At 65.2% G+C, this 13,752-nt stretch carries 16 protein-coding genes; 12 read left to right on the top strand and 4 right to left on the bottom strand.

Features of this window, described 5'->3' with window-relative positions; genetic code table 11:
- The first annotated feature begins 3 nt into the window (after positions 1 to 3).
- Genes D3654_RS15265 through tgt form a run of 3 tightly spaced genes read left to right on the top strand, consistent with a single transcriptional unit; the run spans position 4 to position 3,135 of the window.
- A complete protein-coding gene (locus D3654_RS15265; protein ID WP_120522324.1) occupies positions 4 to 1,014 on the top strand; it encodes a DUF6707 family protein in 1,011 nt (336 codons plus the stop codon).
- A 48-nt stretch (positions 1,015 to 1,062) separates the two neighbouring features.
- Positions 1,063 to 1,785 (top strand): SRPBCC family protein, encoded by a 723-nt coding sequence (locus D3654_RS15260; protein ID WP_120522323.1) that lies wholly within the window; start codon positions 1,063 to 1,065, stop codon positions 1,783 to 1,785.
- 51 nt (positions 1,786 to 1,836) lie between these two features.
- Positions 1,837 to 3,135, top strand: a complete 1,299-nt coding sequence (tgt, locus tag D3654_RS15255) for a tRNA guanosine(34) transglycosylase Tgt (RefSeq protein ID WP_120522351.1) — start codon at positions 1,837 to 1,839, stop codon at positions 3,133 to 3,135.
- 63 nt (positions 3,136 to 3,198) lie between these two features.
- Here tgt and D3654_RS15250 read toward each other — a convergent pair whose 3' ends face one another.
- Complete coding sequence (locus D3654_RS15250; protein WP_074590367.1) at positions 3,199 to 3,927, bottom strand: queuosine precursor transporter; 729 nt, start codon at positions 3,925 to 3,927, stop codon at positions 3,199 to 3,201.
- Between the two features lie 240 nt (positions 3,928 to 4,167).
- On the opposite strand from D3654_RS15250, the gene D3654_RS15245 reads away from it, so the two are divergent.
- The 3 genes from D3654_RS15245 (at position 4,168) to D3654_RS15235 (ending at position 6,235) form a co-directional block, all read left to right on the top strand.
- Entirely contained in the window at positions 4,168 to 5,256 is a 1,089-nt protein-coding gene (locus tag D3654_RS15245) for a fatty acid desaturase family protein (RefSeq protein WP_425359427.1), read from the top strand.
- A gap of 200 nt (positions 5,257 to 5,456) precedes the next feature.
- Entirely contained in the window at positions 5,457 to 5,690 is a 234-nt protein-coding gene (locus D3654_RS15240) for a LapA family protein (RefSeq protein ID WP_245413265.1), read from the top strand.
- Between the two features lie 95 nt (positions 5,691 to 5,785).
- Positions 5,786 to 6,235, top strand: coding sequence for a hypothetical protein (locus D3654_RS15235; RefSeq protein ID WP_074590368.1), 450 nt, complete (start codon positions 5,786 to 5,788; stop codon positions 6,233 to 6,235).
- A gap of 47 nt (positions 6,236 to 6,282) precedes the next feature.
- Here the strand turns inward: D3654_RS15235 and D3654_RS15230 are convergent, their stop codons facing one another.
- Both D3654_RS15230 and D3654_RS15225 read right to left on the bottom strand, forming a co-directional pair.
- Positions 6,283 to 7,206 (bottom strand): diacylglycerol/lipid kinase family protein, encoded by a 924-nt coding sequence (locus D3654_RS15230; RefSeq protein WP_245413264.1) that lies wholly within the window; start codon positions 7,204 to 7,206, stop codon positions 6,283 to 6,285.
- Positions 7,184 to 7,609, bottom strand: a complete 426-nt coding sequence (locus D3654_RS15225) for a pyridoxamine 5'-phosphate oxidase family protein (RefSeq protein WP_245413263.1) — start codon at positions 7,607 to 7,609, stop codon at positions 7,184 to 7,186. Before D3654_RS15225 ends, D3654_RS15230 begins: the two co-directional genes overlap by 23 nt.
- Before the next feature lie 269 nt (positions 7,610 to 7,878).
- Here D3654_RS15225 and D3654_RS20940 point away from each other — a divergent pair, with 269 nt between their 5' ends.
- The 3 genes from D3654_RS20940 to D3654_RS15215 all read left to right on the top strand — a co-directional run bounded on the left by D3654_RS20940 (position 7,879) and on the right by D3654_RS15215 (position 8,850).
- The gene (locus D3654_RS20940; protein ID WP_257028205.1) at positions 7,879 to 8,001 is read left to right on the top strand and encodes a hypothetical protein; all 123 of its coding nucleotides are present in this window, start codon (positions 7,879 to 7,881) and stop codon (positions 7,999 to 8,001) included.
- Positions 8,002 to 8,093: 92 nt separating this feature from the next.
- Positions 8,094 to 8,534 carry a hypothetical protein gene (locus D3654_RS15220; RefSeq protein ID WP_074590371.1) on the top strand — a complete coding sequence of 147 codons (441 nt, stop codon included), beginning with the start codon at positions 8,094 to 8,096 and terminating at the stop codon, positions 8,532 to 8,534.
- A gap of 55 nt (positions 8,535 to 8,589) precedes the next feature.
- The gene (locus D3654_RS15215) at positions 8,590 to 8,850 is read left to right on the top strand and encodes a hypothetical protein (protein WP_074590373.1); all 261 of its coding nucleotides are present in this window, start codon (positions 8,590 to 8,592) and stop codon (positions 8,848 to 8,850) included.
- Between the two features lie 14 nt (positions 8,851 to 8,864).
- On the opposite strand, the gene D3654_RS15210 is transcribed toward D3654_RS15215, so the two are convergent.
- Positions 8,865 to 10,307 (bottom strand): MFS transporter, encoded by a 1,443-nt coding sequence (locus tag D3654_RS15210; RefSeq protein ID WP_074590374.1) that lies wholly within the window; start codon positions 10,305 to 10,307, stop codon positions 8,865 to 8,867.
- 248 nt (positions 10,308 to 10,555) lie between these two features.
- Between D3654_RS15210 and D3654_RS15205 the strand changes: the two genes are divergently transcribed.
- Genes D3654_RS15205 through D3654_RS15195 form a run of 3 tightly spaced genes read left to right on the top strand, consistent with a single transcriptional unit; the run spans position 10,556 to position 13,654 of the window.
- Positions 10,556 to 11,224 (top strand): response regulator transcription factor, encoded by a 669-nt coding sequence (locus D3654_RS15205; RefSeq protein WP_074590375.1) that lies wholly within the window; start codon positions 10,556 to 10,558, stop codon positions 11,222 to 11,224.
- On the top strand, positions 11,221 to 12,648 hold the full coding sequence (locus D3654_RS15200; protein ID WP_120522321.1) for a sensor histidine kinase: 1,428 nt from the start codon (positions 11,221 to 11,223) through the stop codon (positions 12,646 to 12,648). The genes D3654_RS15205 and D3654_RS15200 overlap by 4 nt, the downstream gene beginning before the upstream one ends.
- Positions 12,641 to 13,654, top strand: coding sequence for a TAXI family TRAP transporter solute-binding subunit (locus D3654_RS15195; RefSeq protein WP_120522320.1), 1,014 nt, complete (start codon positions 12,641 to 12,643; stop codon positions 13,652 to 13,654). The genes D3654_RS15200 and D3654_RS15195 overlap by 8 nt, the downstream gene beginning before the upstream one ends.
- Positions 13,655 to 13,752: the final 98 nt, after the last annotated feature.

Below are 13,752 nucleotides of genomic sequence, written 5' to 3'. Positions count from 1 at the left end.
GCGATGACCCACAGCCCGGCCGATCAGCAGTACCGTGAAAAGCAGGCTGGGGCCCTGCAGACCGGTGACTATCTCTTCCCCCCGGGCAACGGCCCCGCGGAGAAAATCACCGGCATCGAGCTCGAACACGACGACTTCGGCGTGCCCGCCCTCGTCCTCGTGACCACGGCGGCCGGCGGCCGCGTCCGCATCGCCTACTCCTCCGCTGTCCCCGTGGGCGAACCCGGCAGTCCGGCTACCGCGGCCGCCGGCAGCGCTTCCGGTGACTCGCCCGACGCCGGTGACCCGGGCTCCGGCGGCGAGGCACCCGCCGGACCTCCCGCGGCGGAGTCCGCACCCGGCGTCGTCGTCCCGCCGCTTCCTGCGGCTCCGCCGTCGGCGAACGCCCCGACGGCGGCCCAGCTGGCGCTGATCCCGGCACCGTCCGGCACCCCGGAGTCCGTGATCGCGGCCGCGGCCGAGGTCCACCCGGGACGGAACGGCGTCGCGGTGCTGAGCGAGCGCCTGGTCAAGGGCGTCAACATGAAGTCGGGCAGCTGCCTGCGGGACATCAGCGACCTCGCGCACGACCTCTACATCCAGCTCCGCGACCCGGACAACGCGCTCGCCGTCGCCGACCTGTTGAACGTGCTGCCCTTCGACGGCAACCGGGACCGCTGGCAGTCAGTGGAGCGTGCCCTGGCGCTGTCCAGCTTCATTTGCCGCGAACTCGGGCAGGAGGAGCGGGCCGAGGTCTACGCCCAGCTGCTCCAGGCCCCGGATTCCCTGGAGACCGACCCGTTCCGGGCCAGGATCGCCGCGCGGGTGCGGCAGCGGGCGCTCAACGAGCCGAACCTGTACGACAAGGAAATCTTCCGCTCCATCGACAACGGCAACCACGACGCCGAACGCGAATGGCGGCTCCTGCGCTTCGAATCGCTGCTCTTCCTGCGCGCCCACGGCGGCTCGGAAACCCTGCGGACCAGCGAACTGGACCACCGCCTGGCCAACGAGCTCGAGGCGGTCCGCGCCTAGCGTTGTCAAGGCTGTTGCCGCCACCGGATCGGGAGTAGATTCGGGGCCATGACGAACAATCTGAGCGTTGTTGTAAATGCCGACGCGCAGCAAGTTTGGACCATGCTGCGCGAACCATCGCGGGTAGCCCAGTGGCACGGCTGGGAAAGCGACGAACTCAGCGATGAAATCAACCAGATCTACTTCAGTTCCAAGGTGGTCGAAGGCCCGGACCACACGAGCCTCACGGTGGACGGCGGGGACGAATTCGAGCTGCATCCGGTCACCGGCGGCACCGAAGTACGGGTCACCCGGGCCGCGCTGGACCACGATTCGGAATGGGCCGACTTCGACGAGGACATCACCCAGGGTTGGCTGACGTTCCTGCACCAGTTGCGCTTCGCGCTGGAGCGGCACCCCCACGGCCACCGGCGCACCCATGTAGTCAACCTGCCGGGCGGCGGATCGGCCATCGAGAAGCTGGGCCTGAACGAACTGCCCAAACCGGGCGAAGAATACGAACTGACCCTGCCCACGGGAGAGGCGATCTTCGGCAAGGTCTGGTTCCGCACCCGCCACCAGGTGGGGGTCACCGTGCACGGCTACGCCGAGCACGGCGAGGGGCTGCTGATCGTGGCCGAACAGCAGCCGATCCCGGAGAAGAGGCCCGACGGCGGCGCGATGGTGATCGCGTCAACCTACGACCTCGGGGCGCACCAGCTTGACTCGGTCCGCTCCCATTGGGACGGCTGGAAGGCTGAGAAGTACCCCACAGAGGTGCCCGCGCACTGACACTTCCCGGCAATCGGCTGGCAGACTGTAACGGTGCCAGCCGATTTCGTCCTGCCTGAAACCCCGTCCGAGTCCTTGCTTGCTCCCTTCGCGAAGCACCAGTCAGCGTTCTCGTTCACGGTCGGCACGCGCCTCTCCGAAAGCTGCGCACCGTCACCGGAGCAGCGCGACGCCAACGGCGGCGAATTCCTCGGCCGCACCGGAACCATCACCACACCGCACGGGACCATCCAGACACCGGCGTTCATCGCCGTCGGGACCAAAGCCACGGTGAAGGCCGTGCTGCCCGAGTCCATCCGCGGCTTCGGCGCGCAGGCCGTGCTGGCCAACGCCTACCACCTGTACCTGCAGCCGGGCCCGGAGATTTTGGACGCCGCCGGCGGCCTGGGCGCGTTCATGAACTGGGACGGGCCAACTTTCACGGACTCCGGCGGCTTCCAGGTGATGAGCCTGGGCTCGGGGTTCAAGAAGGTCATCGACATGAAGTCCGTGGACGCCGCCGGCCCGGACGACGCCGTGGCACCCGGCAAGGAACGCCTGGCCCACGTGGATGAGGAGGGCGTCTGGTTCAAGAGCCACCTCAACGGAGACAAGCACCGCTTCTCGCCGGAGATTTCCATGCAGGTGCAGCACCAGATCGGCGCGGACATCATGTTCGCCTTCGACGAGCTGACCACCCTGCAGAATTCCCGCGCCTACCAGGAAGAGTCCCTGGAACGCACCCGCCGCTGGGCCGAGCGCTGCGTGGTTGAGCATCGGCGGCTCACGCTGTCCCGCGCGGGCAAGCCGTACCAGGCCCTGTTCGGCGTGATCCAGGGCGCCCAGTACGAGGACCTGCGCCGCAAGGCGTGCCGAGACCTCGGTGCCATGGACTTCGACGGCTTCGGGATCGGCGGCGCCCTGGAGAAGGAGAACCTGGGCACGATCGTGCGCTGGTGCAACGAGGAACTGCCGGAGAACAAGCCGCGGCACCTGCTGGGCATCTCCGAGCCGGACGACATCTTCACGGCCATCGAAAACGGCGCGGACACCTTCGACTGCGTCTCCCCCACCCGGGTGGCCCGCAACTCCGCCTTCTACACGGCGGACGGCCGCTTCAACCTGTCCGGCGCGAAGTACAAGGCGGACTTCGGGCCGCTGCAGGACGGCTGCGACTGCTACACCTGCCAGAACTACAGCCGCGCCTACATCCACCACCTGTTCAAGGCCAAGGAAATGCTCTCGGCCACGCTGATCTCCATCCACAACGAACGCTTCGTAGTGAGGATGGTGGACGACGCCCGCCACTCCATCGAATCCGGCGACTTCTTCGAGTTCAAGGCCGAGACCCTGGCAAGGTACTACCACTGAGTGCTCACTCGTGGCGGGTTCTTCCCGGAATAGGCCGCCACGAGTGAGCCCTCAACGGGGGAATCAAGCGGCCCCGTAACTCGGTTCGCGCTTCTTCACCCAGCGGATCACCAGCGAGGTTACCGGCACGAAGAGGAACTCGACGGCGGTCTTGTAGACGAAGCCCACCACCACGTAGTTGGTGAACGTGCCGAAGTCCGCGATGCCGATCACCGACGCCGCGATGCTGCAGAAGATGAGGGTGTCCACGAATTCCCCGGCACCCGAGGACCCCATGAGCCGGGCCCACAGGGACTTTTCGCCGCTGCGTTCCTTCATCTTCACGAGGACCCAGGAGTTGATGGTCTGTCCGGCGAAGAAGCCCAGGAGCGAGGCGAGCACGAGAAGCGGCACGGGGCCGAGCGCTCCTTCAATGGCGGCCTGCTTGGCTGTGCCGTACTCGTCACCGAAACCCGGCAGGACGATGATGATCCAGTAACAGAGGGACGCGAAGACTGAGAGCGCGAAGGTGGTGATGATCGCCTTCCGGGCAGCCTTGAAGCCGTACACCTCGCTCACCACGTCACCGAGGATGTAGGCCAGCGGGAACAGGAAGAAGCCGCCGTCAGTGACGATCGGGCCCAGGACCACGCCCTTGGATGCGCCGATGTTCGACAGGATCAGCACCACGGCCATGACCGCCAGCATGATGGCGAAATACGGGGAACCGATCGAGGCGAAGCGCGGCGAGGCTTTTGCTTGAATGCTCGGGGCAGGGCTGTTCAAGGAGGAATTGCCGGAAGGCGAGGTCACTGGATATCCGTTCGTAGTGGTTCGCGCAGGCACCGGTCGACGTCACGGCGCCCCGCTGTATTAGCACTGGACGTCCCAAGGTTACTGTGCGCCCCGGGATGTGGCACAAAAGGATCCGGCCCTAAGGTCCGCCGCCAAAACGGCGGACCGTTCCTCCCGAATCCTCGCGGGCGTATCCTTTGGGGAAGGGGTAAGAAGTGCAAGTTGCAGAGTGTCGCACTGCCCCGCGATCGGGTGAACATGATGGAAAAGACACCTTCCCGGGCCGATGATCCTTGGCGCCAGTCCCCGAACCACATGGTCAACAGTTACGTCACGCTCCTGAAACAGGTTCGGCACGACGGCTTTCTACGGCGCCGGCGGGGCTTCTACATCGCCCTGTTCATCACCTTGCTGGCCGCGTGGTCCGGCACCTGGGTCGGGTTGATTCTCCTGGAGGACACGTGGTTCCAACTGCTGACTGCAGCTGGTATGGGAGTGGTGCTGACCCAATTTGGATTCCTGGCGCATGAGGCCGCGCACCGTCAGATCTTCGCATCAAAGATCATGAATGAATGGTCTGCGCGACTGATCGGCACCGGGCTGGTGGGAATCAGCTACGCCATGTGGACGCAGAAACACACCCGCCACCACAACCACCCCAACATGATCGACAAGGATCCGGATATCCGCACCGGAGCGATCGCTTTCCATCCGCAGACCGCGGCTACCCGGTACGGTTTCATGGTTCGGGTGACGCGCAGGCAAGGGTGGCTGCTTTTCCCGTTGCTGCTTTTCCTTGGTTTGAGTCTTCACGTCGACTCGCTCAAGTACCTTTTCCGCCGCGGGAGCGTGGATCACCGCTGGGTCGAGATCCCGCTCATCGTGATGCGGCTGCTGGTGGTTCCCGTGTTGGTCTTCTTGATGCTGCCCCTGGGCATGGCGTTCGCGTTCCTGGGCGTCCAAGTGGGTGTCTTCGGGTTCTATATGGGCGCTTCGTTCGCTCCGAACCACAAGGGCATGCCCATCCTGGCGGCATCCAGCAGGGCAGACTTCCTCCAGCGGCAGGTACTCACCGGACGCAACATCTCCGGCGGCTGGTTCATGGACGCCCTCATGGGGGGGCTGAACCGTCAGATAGAGCACCACCTGTTCCCGGATATGCCGCGCCCGTACCTCCGCCGCGCCTCGGCGCTCGTGCGTTCCACCTGCAGGCAGCTCGGAATCCCCTACACCGAAACAAGCCTCATCGGCTCCTACGTGATCGTGGTTCGCTACCTGAACTCCGTCGGCCTCTTCGCCGGCGGTCCCTTCGAATGTCCCGCGGCCGGCAGCTCCAGACCACGCTAAGCCCGGCAAGACAGTATCCGCCACGTTGCAGCAAAGGACCGACTGCACTGAGAGGAAAGTGATCAATCATGGCATCGGAACCGGTCACGCCTGGACGGAGGCCACCGAAGCGGACACCTCCAAAGGGATCGCCGCCAGAGACTGCCATTCCTGGTTCTTCCGAGGCAAGGCCCAAACCAACCCGATTCGGAGTGGTCTGGGTGGCCGTCGTCACCGCGCTGATCCTGCTGGTGTTGCTGATCATCTTTATCCTGCAGAACCAGGAGCCCGCCAGGATAATGTTCCTCGGCCTCGAGGGCAGCCTCTCCGTGGGAATGGCCTTGTTCATCGCAAGCGTCACCGGAGGGATACTCGTAGCCATCGCCGGCGCAGCACGGATCATCCAGCTCCGCTCCAACGCCCGCAAAGTGCGGATGCTCCACAAACGGGGCTAAGCCCTGTTCATGGAGCCAGCCTTGGAAACACCCTCGGTGCTGAGGCAGTTCCTTAACCCGCGAAAGTTGCACGTACTGGCAGGAGAAGATGAGCAATGAACACTAACGTTTCAACGCAGGGGCAAACGAAGGACGATTCGCCGGGATCAACACTGCGGCTCACATCGGTGGTGGCCGTGTCCCGGGAAGTGTATGGGCATGAGGTTCCGCCAAGGTACACCGTTTCGGCGGTTTTTTCCCGGCGGGTCAATCCGGCTGAGGCCCGCTCGATTCAAGGTCCGACCACGCACGAGCGGCTGGCGGAGCTGGGCTACGGTCACATCAGCCTCGTGATCGATGACCGTCGGCTGGAGATCGTAAACACCAGCCTGGAAGAGCTGAAGTCCGGCTTGGCTTCCGTGCTTGGCTCCCTTGTCCGGGAAATCAGTGATCAGATGCGACTTGAGCAGGAGCAACGCGACGACGCAGCCCTATTGAAGAGCAAGGCTGACGATGCCAGACGGAAGGAAATCGAGGCATTGGCGCACGAGATTTCCTTTGACTAAGTCCGTTCGCTGGGCTGGCGTCCTGGGCCGACGACGGGGCGGGTGGCCTACCCTAGCGTGAGCAAGGCTTGGTACCGGGCCTCGATCAGTACGGATGTGTTGGCGTCGATCTGCAGGATTTCACCGTCGATCTGGAGCGGAATCGGATCAAGAGTGACGAATTCGTATCGGCTGACGCTTTGTTGCGCACCCAGGCCGATCGTGACTGCCCGGAGAGCCATCAGGACAATCCGCCACTTGCGGGCATGCGGCAGCATGATGACCTCGAACCTTCCGTCGTTGGATTCGGCCGTCTGGCTGATCCTGCCGTATTTGGCCATGTGAGGGATGTTGGCCAAAACCAGGCTATCGAAACTGGCGCGGGCGCCATCCATGCGGCCGATCTCCACGGGCCTCAGTCCGGAAAAGGAACGAATCACCGAGACCAGCTCCCTGAAGCTTCCCTTGCTCCCTTCCTTCATACCAATGGCCATCGCCGGCGTCAGTCCAAATCCGATATACGAGTGGGCATACCTCGACCATGCCTCAGGCCCTTCCCCCACGAACAACCGCAGAAGATCGATCCGGCGCAGTTCGCCGGCAACGATTGCCTCGATCAGCGGCATCTGGCGGGTACTACGGCGGTGATCGTTGGCATTGCCGCCGGCCATGACAGCGCAAACTGCACTGCCACCGGCATCCATCACGCCATTGATTACCTCGTTATACCCGCCATCGCCACTGACTGAGACGATCAAGGGACGGCCTGAGGAAGCTGTTTCGCGTGCCAGCACCCTCCCATGCCCGGCGAAGGCCGTCTCCTCAAGGCTGAGCGGCATCCCGGGCAGCCTGCGAGCCAGCTCCTCGCACAGCGCTCCGGCCAGATGTCCCGAACCACGGCCACTGGCGGGATTGAATATCACGACGATCCGGTCAAACCGCACCGGACGGGAAGTGCCGGACGGTGCTTCACCGCCAAGGTTCCGGCCCACGGGCAAACCTGCGGCCGGTGATCTGATCCGGCGTGATCTCGACAAAGACATACTTGATCGTGGGGATCCAGGAATGCAGCGGCAGCTTCGCCGCCACGTCAATGTCAATATCCCGGTCCAATGCACGCGCGGTTCCCTTGACGACGACGCTCCAAGCCGTATCTGCGGTGTAGCCGTCGGTCTCAAGCGCCACATAACGGTTGATTGTCAGGCTGACGAGTTTGCTGCCCTGGGCCGTTCTGAAGAGAACCACTCCGTCATGAGCCAGATAGTTGATAGGGAAGATTTCCGGCTGGTCTCCGACACTGACAGCCAAACGGCCAAGTTCTGACCCGGCCAGCAGATCCCATGACTCGGCCGCGTCCAAAATGACCACCGGGTGCTCCTGATCAGCTTGCATCATGTCTCCGTTCTGCGGGCTGGAATGGTCCACAAGCGATTTGCTTGAGCTGCACGCTTGAACGTTACGGCGCAGTTCATTGTCTCCCTGTTCGCCCAGCCGGGGAAGAGCGGCGTATGCCTATTCTGAAGGGCGTCCAAAACACACAAATATCTCTGACCAACTCCACGGCGGGACGCGCGGCATTCGAAGAGTAGACTTGGTACATGTCGGGACGTCGCGACGAAACATCCGGTTCCCCGAGCAATGAGCCCGGCCCTAAAAATGCGCCCGTGAAGACCATTGATGAGACCTCCGGTCACATCAATGAGGACGCTGTGGAAATCTGGGACAACGAAGGCGGCCATGACCGTACAGCAACCGCTGAACGACCTAAGGGTGGCGCCCTCCCCTAAGTGGTCCGGCTTCGGACCCCTAATTGAAGCCGCCGCCGTACCCACGTTTTCGCGGATCTGACAGCGCATCCCAGAGAAACTTTGGCGCAGCCATGACCACCACCCAGTCCCAGCCCGTTCAATCCGCCAGCCTCCTTAGCCTCAGCGGCGTACTCGCTTCGGCCCTGCCGCATGACCTCGGCACCGCGAAGGGCCCCGCCCTCTACACCGTCCCGGCGGTTTTCTCCCGTCGGCCGGAGCCCAGGGAATTGGACCTTCTTCACGGCATTGACGTGTCCCGGCGCCTCGACGAATCCGGTTACGGTGACGTCGAACTGCTCGTCTCGGACCGGCGGCTCCTTATAACCAACACCAACCTGGAGGAGCTCAAGGCCGGCTTGGCACGCCTTGTGGGCACCATTCTCCGCGAAATTTCCGAACAGGCTTTGCTTGAACGGATCAGCCGGGCAGAGGAACTGGATGCCTTGAGCCTTATCGAGGAACACCGCCTCGAAGCGCTGCGCTCATCTGCCGCGGAAATCCACTTCGACTGACTATCGGCCGGTAGTCCGCGCTGCGGCCACCATCGAAAACACGGGGGATAAGAGCGTGAATGAGTACGAAGCTTCACTCATCATCAAGTCCGGTGCGGAACAGCTGCGCCTTGCGTCGTCTGATCCGCGTTCGGATGAAGGCTATGCCGCGGTCAAGGCCAATCTCTCAGAGGCATTGGAGAGGATCGCGGAAGCCCTTTCGAACTTTGAAGCCGGACTGGGGGTGCCGAGTCGCTCTCCTGGCTGGGTTCGGGACCTTCACCAGGTGGCGGACGACCTGGGGCAAGGGAGCCCGGACAACGGCACCGTAGAGTAGCGCTCGGACCCCACTCAGGCGTTGACCAGGTCCTTCTTGTCGTCGTCGCCGTCGCGGACGCCGTCGCTGCGGCCGGAACGCGCACCGAAGGCCTCGCCCTGCTCCGCGTCCAGGTGCGTGGACTTCTTGTTCTTCAGGGCGAAGACGTAGACCAGCAGGGACAGGAAGATCGCCACGGTCACGTAGGTGAAGAAGAGGTCCTCGCGGCCGGTCTTCTGGAACGCGGCCCCGATCAGCGGAACCGTGCCGCCGAAGAGCGAGTTGGCGATCGCGTAGCCCAGGCCGACGCCGAGGGCGCGGATGGACGCCGGGAAGAGTTCGGCCTTCACCAGGGCGTTGATGGAGGTGTAGCCGCCGACAATCAGCAGCCCGCCCATCATCAGCAGGAACGCCGTGAACGGATCCTTGGTGCCGGCCAGGGTGGAAAGCAGCGGCCAGGTGAAGAGCACGCCGGTCACGCCGAACCACACGAGCAGCGGCTTGCGGCCGATCTTGTCCGAGATGAGGCCGTAGACCGGCTGGAGCAGCATGAAGATGAACAGGGCCCAGAAGTTGATGACCGAGGTGTCCGTCTTGGCGATGCCGGAGGTATCGTTCATGAACTTCAGGATGAAGTTGGTGTAGGTGTAGAAGGCCATGGTGCCGCCCATGGTGACGCCAATGCAGACCAGCAGCGGCTTCCAGTGCCTGGTGAACAGCAGCTTCATGGTCCCGGGCTGGGCTTCGCCCTCCACCCGGACATGCGCGGCACGGATCTGGTCGGCCGAGACCGTCTCCTCCATGGAGCGGCGCAGCCAAAGAACCACGAGCGCTGCCACGCCGCCGATCGCGAACGGAACGCGCCAGCCCCATTCGGTGAGGGCGTCCTTGCCGATGGTGTTCTGCAGGATCACCAGCACCAGCAGGGCGAGCATCTGGCCGCCCACCAGGGTGACGTACTGGAAGCTGGAGAAGAAGCCACGGCGCTTGGCGGTGGCGGCCTCGGACATGTAGGTGGCGCTGGTGCCGTATTCGCCGCCCACCGAGAAGCCCTGCAGCACCCGGATGAAGATCAGCAGGACCAGGGCCCAGATGCCGATTTCCTGGGTGGTGGGCAGGATGGCTATGCCGAAGGAACCGATGGACATCATGGTCACGCTGAGGGTCAGCGCGGCCTTGCGCCCCTTTCGGTCGGCGTAGCGGCCGAAGAACCAGCTGCCGATCGGACGCATCAGGAACGACGTCGAGAAGACCGCCATTGCTTCGAGGCCCGCCTGCAGCTCGTCCTTGGAGTTGAAGAAGTGGGCCTGGAAGTAGGCGGCGAAGACCGTGTAGACGTACAGGTCGTACCACTCCACCAGGTTGCCCGCGGAGCCTTTGAGGATGTTGCCAACGGCGCGGCGGGTTTGTGCCGATTCGTTCTGGGCCGACTCGTTCTGCGCCGATTCGCCTAAGGGCGCTGTGTGCTGGGTGCTCATCGATGAACCTTCCTTGCCTGGCGCCGCCATCGGCAACCGTTACTGCATAAGTCCATCCGCCAAGCTAGTGCGTGATTCCGGGCACATCCAACGCCGGAGGGCATTTCCTAACACTTCCTTAGGAATCGCCGGCAGCCCGGGCGTCCAGCGTCCCGGCAGCGAAAACGCAGCGGAAGGGGTAAGGTCCAAACGGAGCGCCCTGCGGAAGAATCCGCGGGAAACCACCCGAATACAGAGGACCCAGGGCAATGCACGTGCTGATCGTCGAGGACGACGATGCGATGGCATCGGCACTGGTCGCGGCCGTCCTTTCCGCCGGGCACAAGCCGCATCGCGTGGCGCGCGGCTCCGACGCGCTCCTGGTCCACCGGGACTACGAAGTGATCCTCATGGACCTGGGCCTGCCGGACATCGACGGCCTCGAGCTGCTCCGCAAGCTCCGTCAGGTGACCGACTCCCCCATCCTGATCCTCACGGCCCGGGACGACGAACGCAGCGTGGTCCTGGGCCTGCGCCTGGGCGCCGACGACTACCTTGTGAAACCGGTGAAGCTCGTCGAACTCCTGGCCCGCATCGAAGCCGTCACCAGGCGGGTCGCCCGGGCGGCCGGCACCCGTCCGCATTCCCTGGTCATCGGGGAACTCGACGTCGACCTCGACCGCCGCGTCGCCGTCGTCGGCTCCCGCGAACTACAGCTGACCGCCACGGAGTTCGACCTCCTGGCACTGCTCGCCCGGAACGCCGGCTCGGTGGTAACCCGGGAACAGATCCTCGACGCGCTCTGGGGCGACGCCTTCCTCGCCTCATCCCGCTCGCTGGACGTGCACCTGACCGGGCTGCGCTCCAAACTGGGGCTGCCGGGCTTCATCATCAACGTCCGCGGCGTGGGCTACCGGATCGAGGCGGAACCGGCGTGAGGCTGCGGGTTCTGGGCACCCTGGGAGTGCTGGCCGCGCTCCTGGTGGTAGTGGTCGCCGCGGCGATCCTGAGCTCGGCGAGCCGCGAACTCGCCCAGGAGGTGCAGATCAACCGGGTGTCGGCGCTCAACCGCTTCGCCCAGCTCGCCTACGACGCCGCCCTCGACGGCGATTCCAGCCAACTCGAGGACGACATGGACCGCTACTCGGCCCTGTACGGCGAGGGTGTCCTCATCCGCCTGCCGTCCGGAACGCTGCAGTCCGGCGGCCTCGGCGAGGACCGGGCGGAGGTGCGCAACGCCGTCGGGCAGGCCAGCCTGAACCTCAGCCACACCACCCTGCCGCCGGTGCAAGCCTTCGGCTCGGGCCCGGCGTACATTTCCCGCTCCTTCGGGCCGGCGAGCCAGGTGCTCGGCGAGGCCGTGCTGGAGGTGAAGCTCGACGCCGCCCGGCAGCAGCTGCGCGAACGGTACCTCCTGGTGGGCTTGGGCGCGGTGGTGCTTTGGTTGCTGCTCCTGCTCGGCGCCGCCCGGGTGACAGCCTGGGTGCTGCGTCCGGTGCATCGCCTGAACTCGGCCGCGCAGGAACTCGCCGCCCGTGGGAAGACCGAGCGGCTGCCCGAGGCGGGACCGCCGGAACTGCGGGAGCTGAGCCGCAGCTTCAGCCGGATGGCGCAGACCGTCAGCGAAAGCATGGAGTCGCAGCGGCTGCTGATCGCCGACACTTCGCACCAGTTGCGCAATCCCGTTGGCGCCCTGCGGCTGCGCCTGGACCTCCTGCAGCTCAAGCTCCGCTCAGCCGAGGAGCAGGCCGCCGCGGCGGACGTCACCGCCGAACTGGAACGGGTGGAGAAAATCCTCGACGGCGTGCTGCGGCTCGCGTCCGCCGAACACCGGGCCTCGGAAGGCGCCGCTTCCGCCGGGCCGGACGCGGAGGTCCCCGATATCGATCCCTTCGCGGTGCTCCAGGAAGAGACGGACCGGGCGCGGCCCGCCGCGGAAGCCGCCGGCGTCGTCCTGCGCCTGCACCCCGGCCCCGGACTGGACCGCCCAGCGCTCCGGCTGCGCTGCAAGCCCGCCGAACTGGCGCACATGGTGGACGAACTGCTCGCCAACGCCATCAAATACGCCCCCGGGTCAACGGTCACGGTGGCCTTGAACAGGCGGGACGGTGCGGTCTCGATCGAGGTGTCCGACGGCGGCCCCGGCCTGAGTGCCGAAGACCGGGCTGCTGCCACCTCGCGTTTCTGGCGGTCGCCGGAGCACCTGGGCGTCCGCGGCACCGGGCTGGGCATGACGATAGTGGACCGGCTGGCGAAGGCCAACGGCGGCCGGCTGGTGCTGGAGGAGAACTCCGGCGGCGGGCTCCGTGCGCGGCTTGAGTTCCCGGGGGCGGCATCACATTCAGGGGCCGGCGATGGCTGAGCCAACAACGCCTGAACGACGAGCGGACATGTCCCGCCGGGCCGCGCTGCGAACTGCGCTCAGGGTCGGCCTCTCCGCAGGGCTGGCCTTACCCGCGCTCGCGGCCTGCACCCCGGGCGGCGGACTGCAAAAGATCACGGTGGCCGGCGGCGAAAGCGGCGGCTTCTACCTCGAGTTCGCCACGTTGCTGGCCGGTGCCCTGCGGCGGGAAGGCGTGGCCGGAGAGGCGGAACCGCTCGTCACCGGAGGAAGCCTGGAAAACCTGGAACTGCTCCGCGCAGGGAAGGCGACGTTCGCGGTCGCCCTGGCCGACGCCGCCGCCCAAACCGCCCCTGCAGCGGACACCGCGGAGGCGATGGCCGCCGTCGGGAAGGTCTACGAGAACTACGTGCACTGCATCGTGCGCCAGGACAACGGGATCCGGAGCCTTGGCGAGCTCGCCGGCAGGACGGTAGGCACGGGCGAGACCCGTTCGGGGACGTCGTTGACGGCGCGCAGGATCCTGGAAACCTTCGGGGCAGGCGCCGGGCGGGAGGCGTTTTCGAAGCACCCGCCCGCGGAACGGAGCCTGGGGCTGAACACGGGTCTGGCGGCGCTGCGGGCGGGAACGGTGGACGCTCTGTTCTGGTCCGGGGGCGTACCCACTGCGGCGATATCGGCACTGAACGAAGACCTCGGCCTGTCCTTCCTGGACCTCTCGGCGCTCATCCGTCCGATGCGCTCCCGCTATGGACCCTTCTACGACCGCGTGCTCATCCCGCAAAACAGCTACGCCGGTGCCCCCGGGGTGTGGACCGTGGGCGTTGCCAACCTCCTGCTCTGCCGGCAGGACCTGGGCAGCCGCACCGTGGAGCGGACCGTGGAGCTGCTCGTGAACCACGCTGCCGGCCTTGTCCCGCAGACCAGCGCCGGAGTGCAGTTCCTTAGCCCGGACACCCTGATCAACACGGCGGGCATCCCCCTGCACCCGGCGGCGGAGCGCGCGTACCGTAGGCTGCACGGCTGAAACCGGGCGGCGCGCGCTAGCTGTACTCGGCCATGACGTTGGTGACAGAAGTCTTGAAGTGAGGAGGACCTCCGGGGCTTAGTGGAGGTATCTGACAT

The organism is Arthrobacter celericrescens, from assembly GCF_003614925.1.
In the GTDB taxonomy this organism is placed as follows: domain Bacteria; phylum Actinomycetota; class Actinomycetes; order Actinomycetales; family Micrococcaceae; genus Arthrobacter; species Arthrobacter celericrescens.
Note: the sequence above shows the minus strand (reverse complement) of the source record. Positions and strands in the feature narration are given on the sequence as shown.

Excerpts from the sequence above, each read along its gene's own strand:
- D3654_RS15195 (WP_120522320.1), top strand. The coding sequence starts at position 12,641 with ATGGCTGAGCCAACAACGCCTGAACGACGAGCGGACATGTCCCGCCGG.
- D3654_RS15205 (WP_074590375.1), top strand. The coding sequence starts at position 10,556 with ATGCACGTGCTGATCGTCGAGGACGACGATGCGATGGCATCGGCACTG.
- D3654_RS15220 (WP_074590371.1), top strand. The coding sequence starts at position 8,094 with ATGACCACCACCCAGTCCCAGCCCGTTCAATCCGCCAGCCTCCTTAGC.
- D3654_RS15225 (WP_245413263.1), bottom strand. The coding sequence starts at position 7,609 with ATGATGCAAGCTGATCAGGAGCACCCGGTGGTCATTTTGGACGCGGCC.
- D3654_RS15210 (WP_074590374.1), bottom strand. The coding sequence starts at position 10,307 with ATGAGCACCCAGCACACAGCGCCCTTAGGCGAATCGGCGCAGAACGAG.
- D3654_RS15245 (WP_425359427.1), top strand. The coding sequence starts at position 4,168 with ATGATGGAAAAGACACCTTCCCGGGCCGATGATCCTTGGCGCCAGTCC.
- D3654_RS15265 (WP_120522324.1), top strand. The coding sequence starts at position 4 with ATGACCCACAGCCCGGCCGATCAGCAGTACCGTGAAAAGCAGGCTGGG.
- D3654_RS15260 (WP_120522323.1), top strand. The coding sequence starts at position 1,063 with ATGACGAACAATCTGAGCGTTGTTGTAAATGCCGACGCGCAGCAAGTT.
- D3654_RS15235 (WP_074590368.1), top strand. The coding sequence starts at position 5,786 with ATGAACACTAACGTTTCAACGCAGGGGCAAACGAAGGACGATTCGCCG.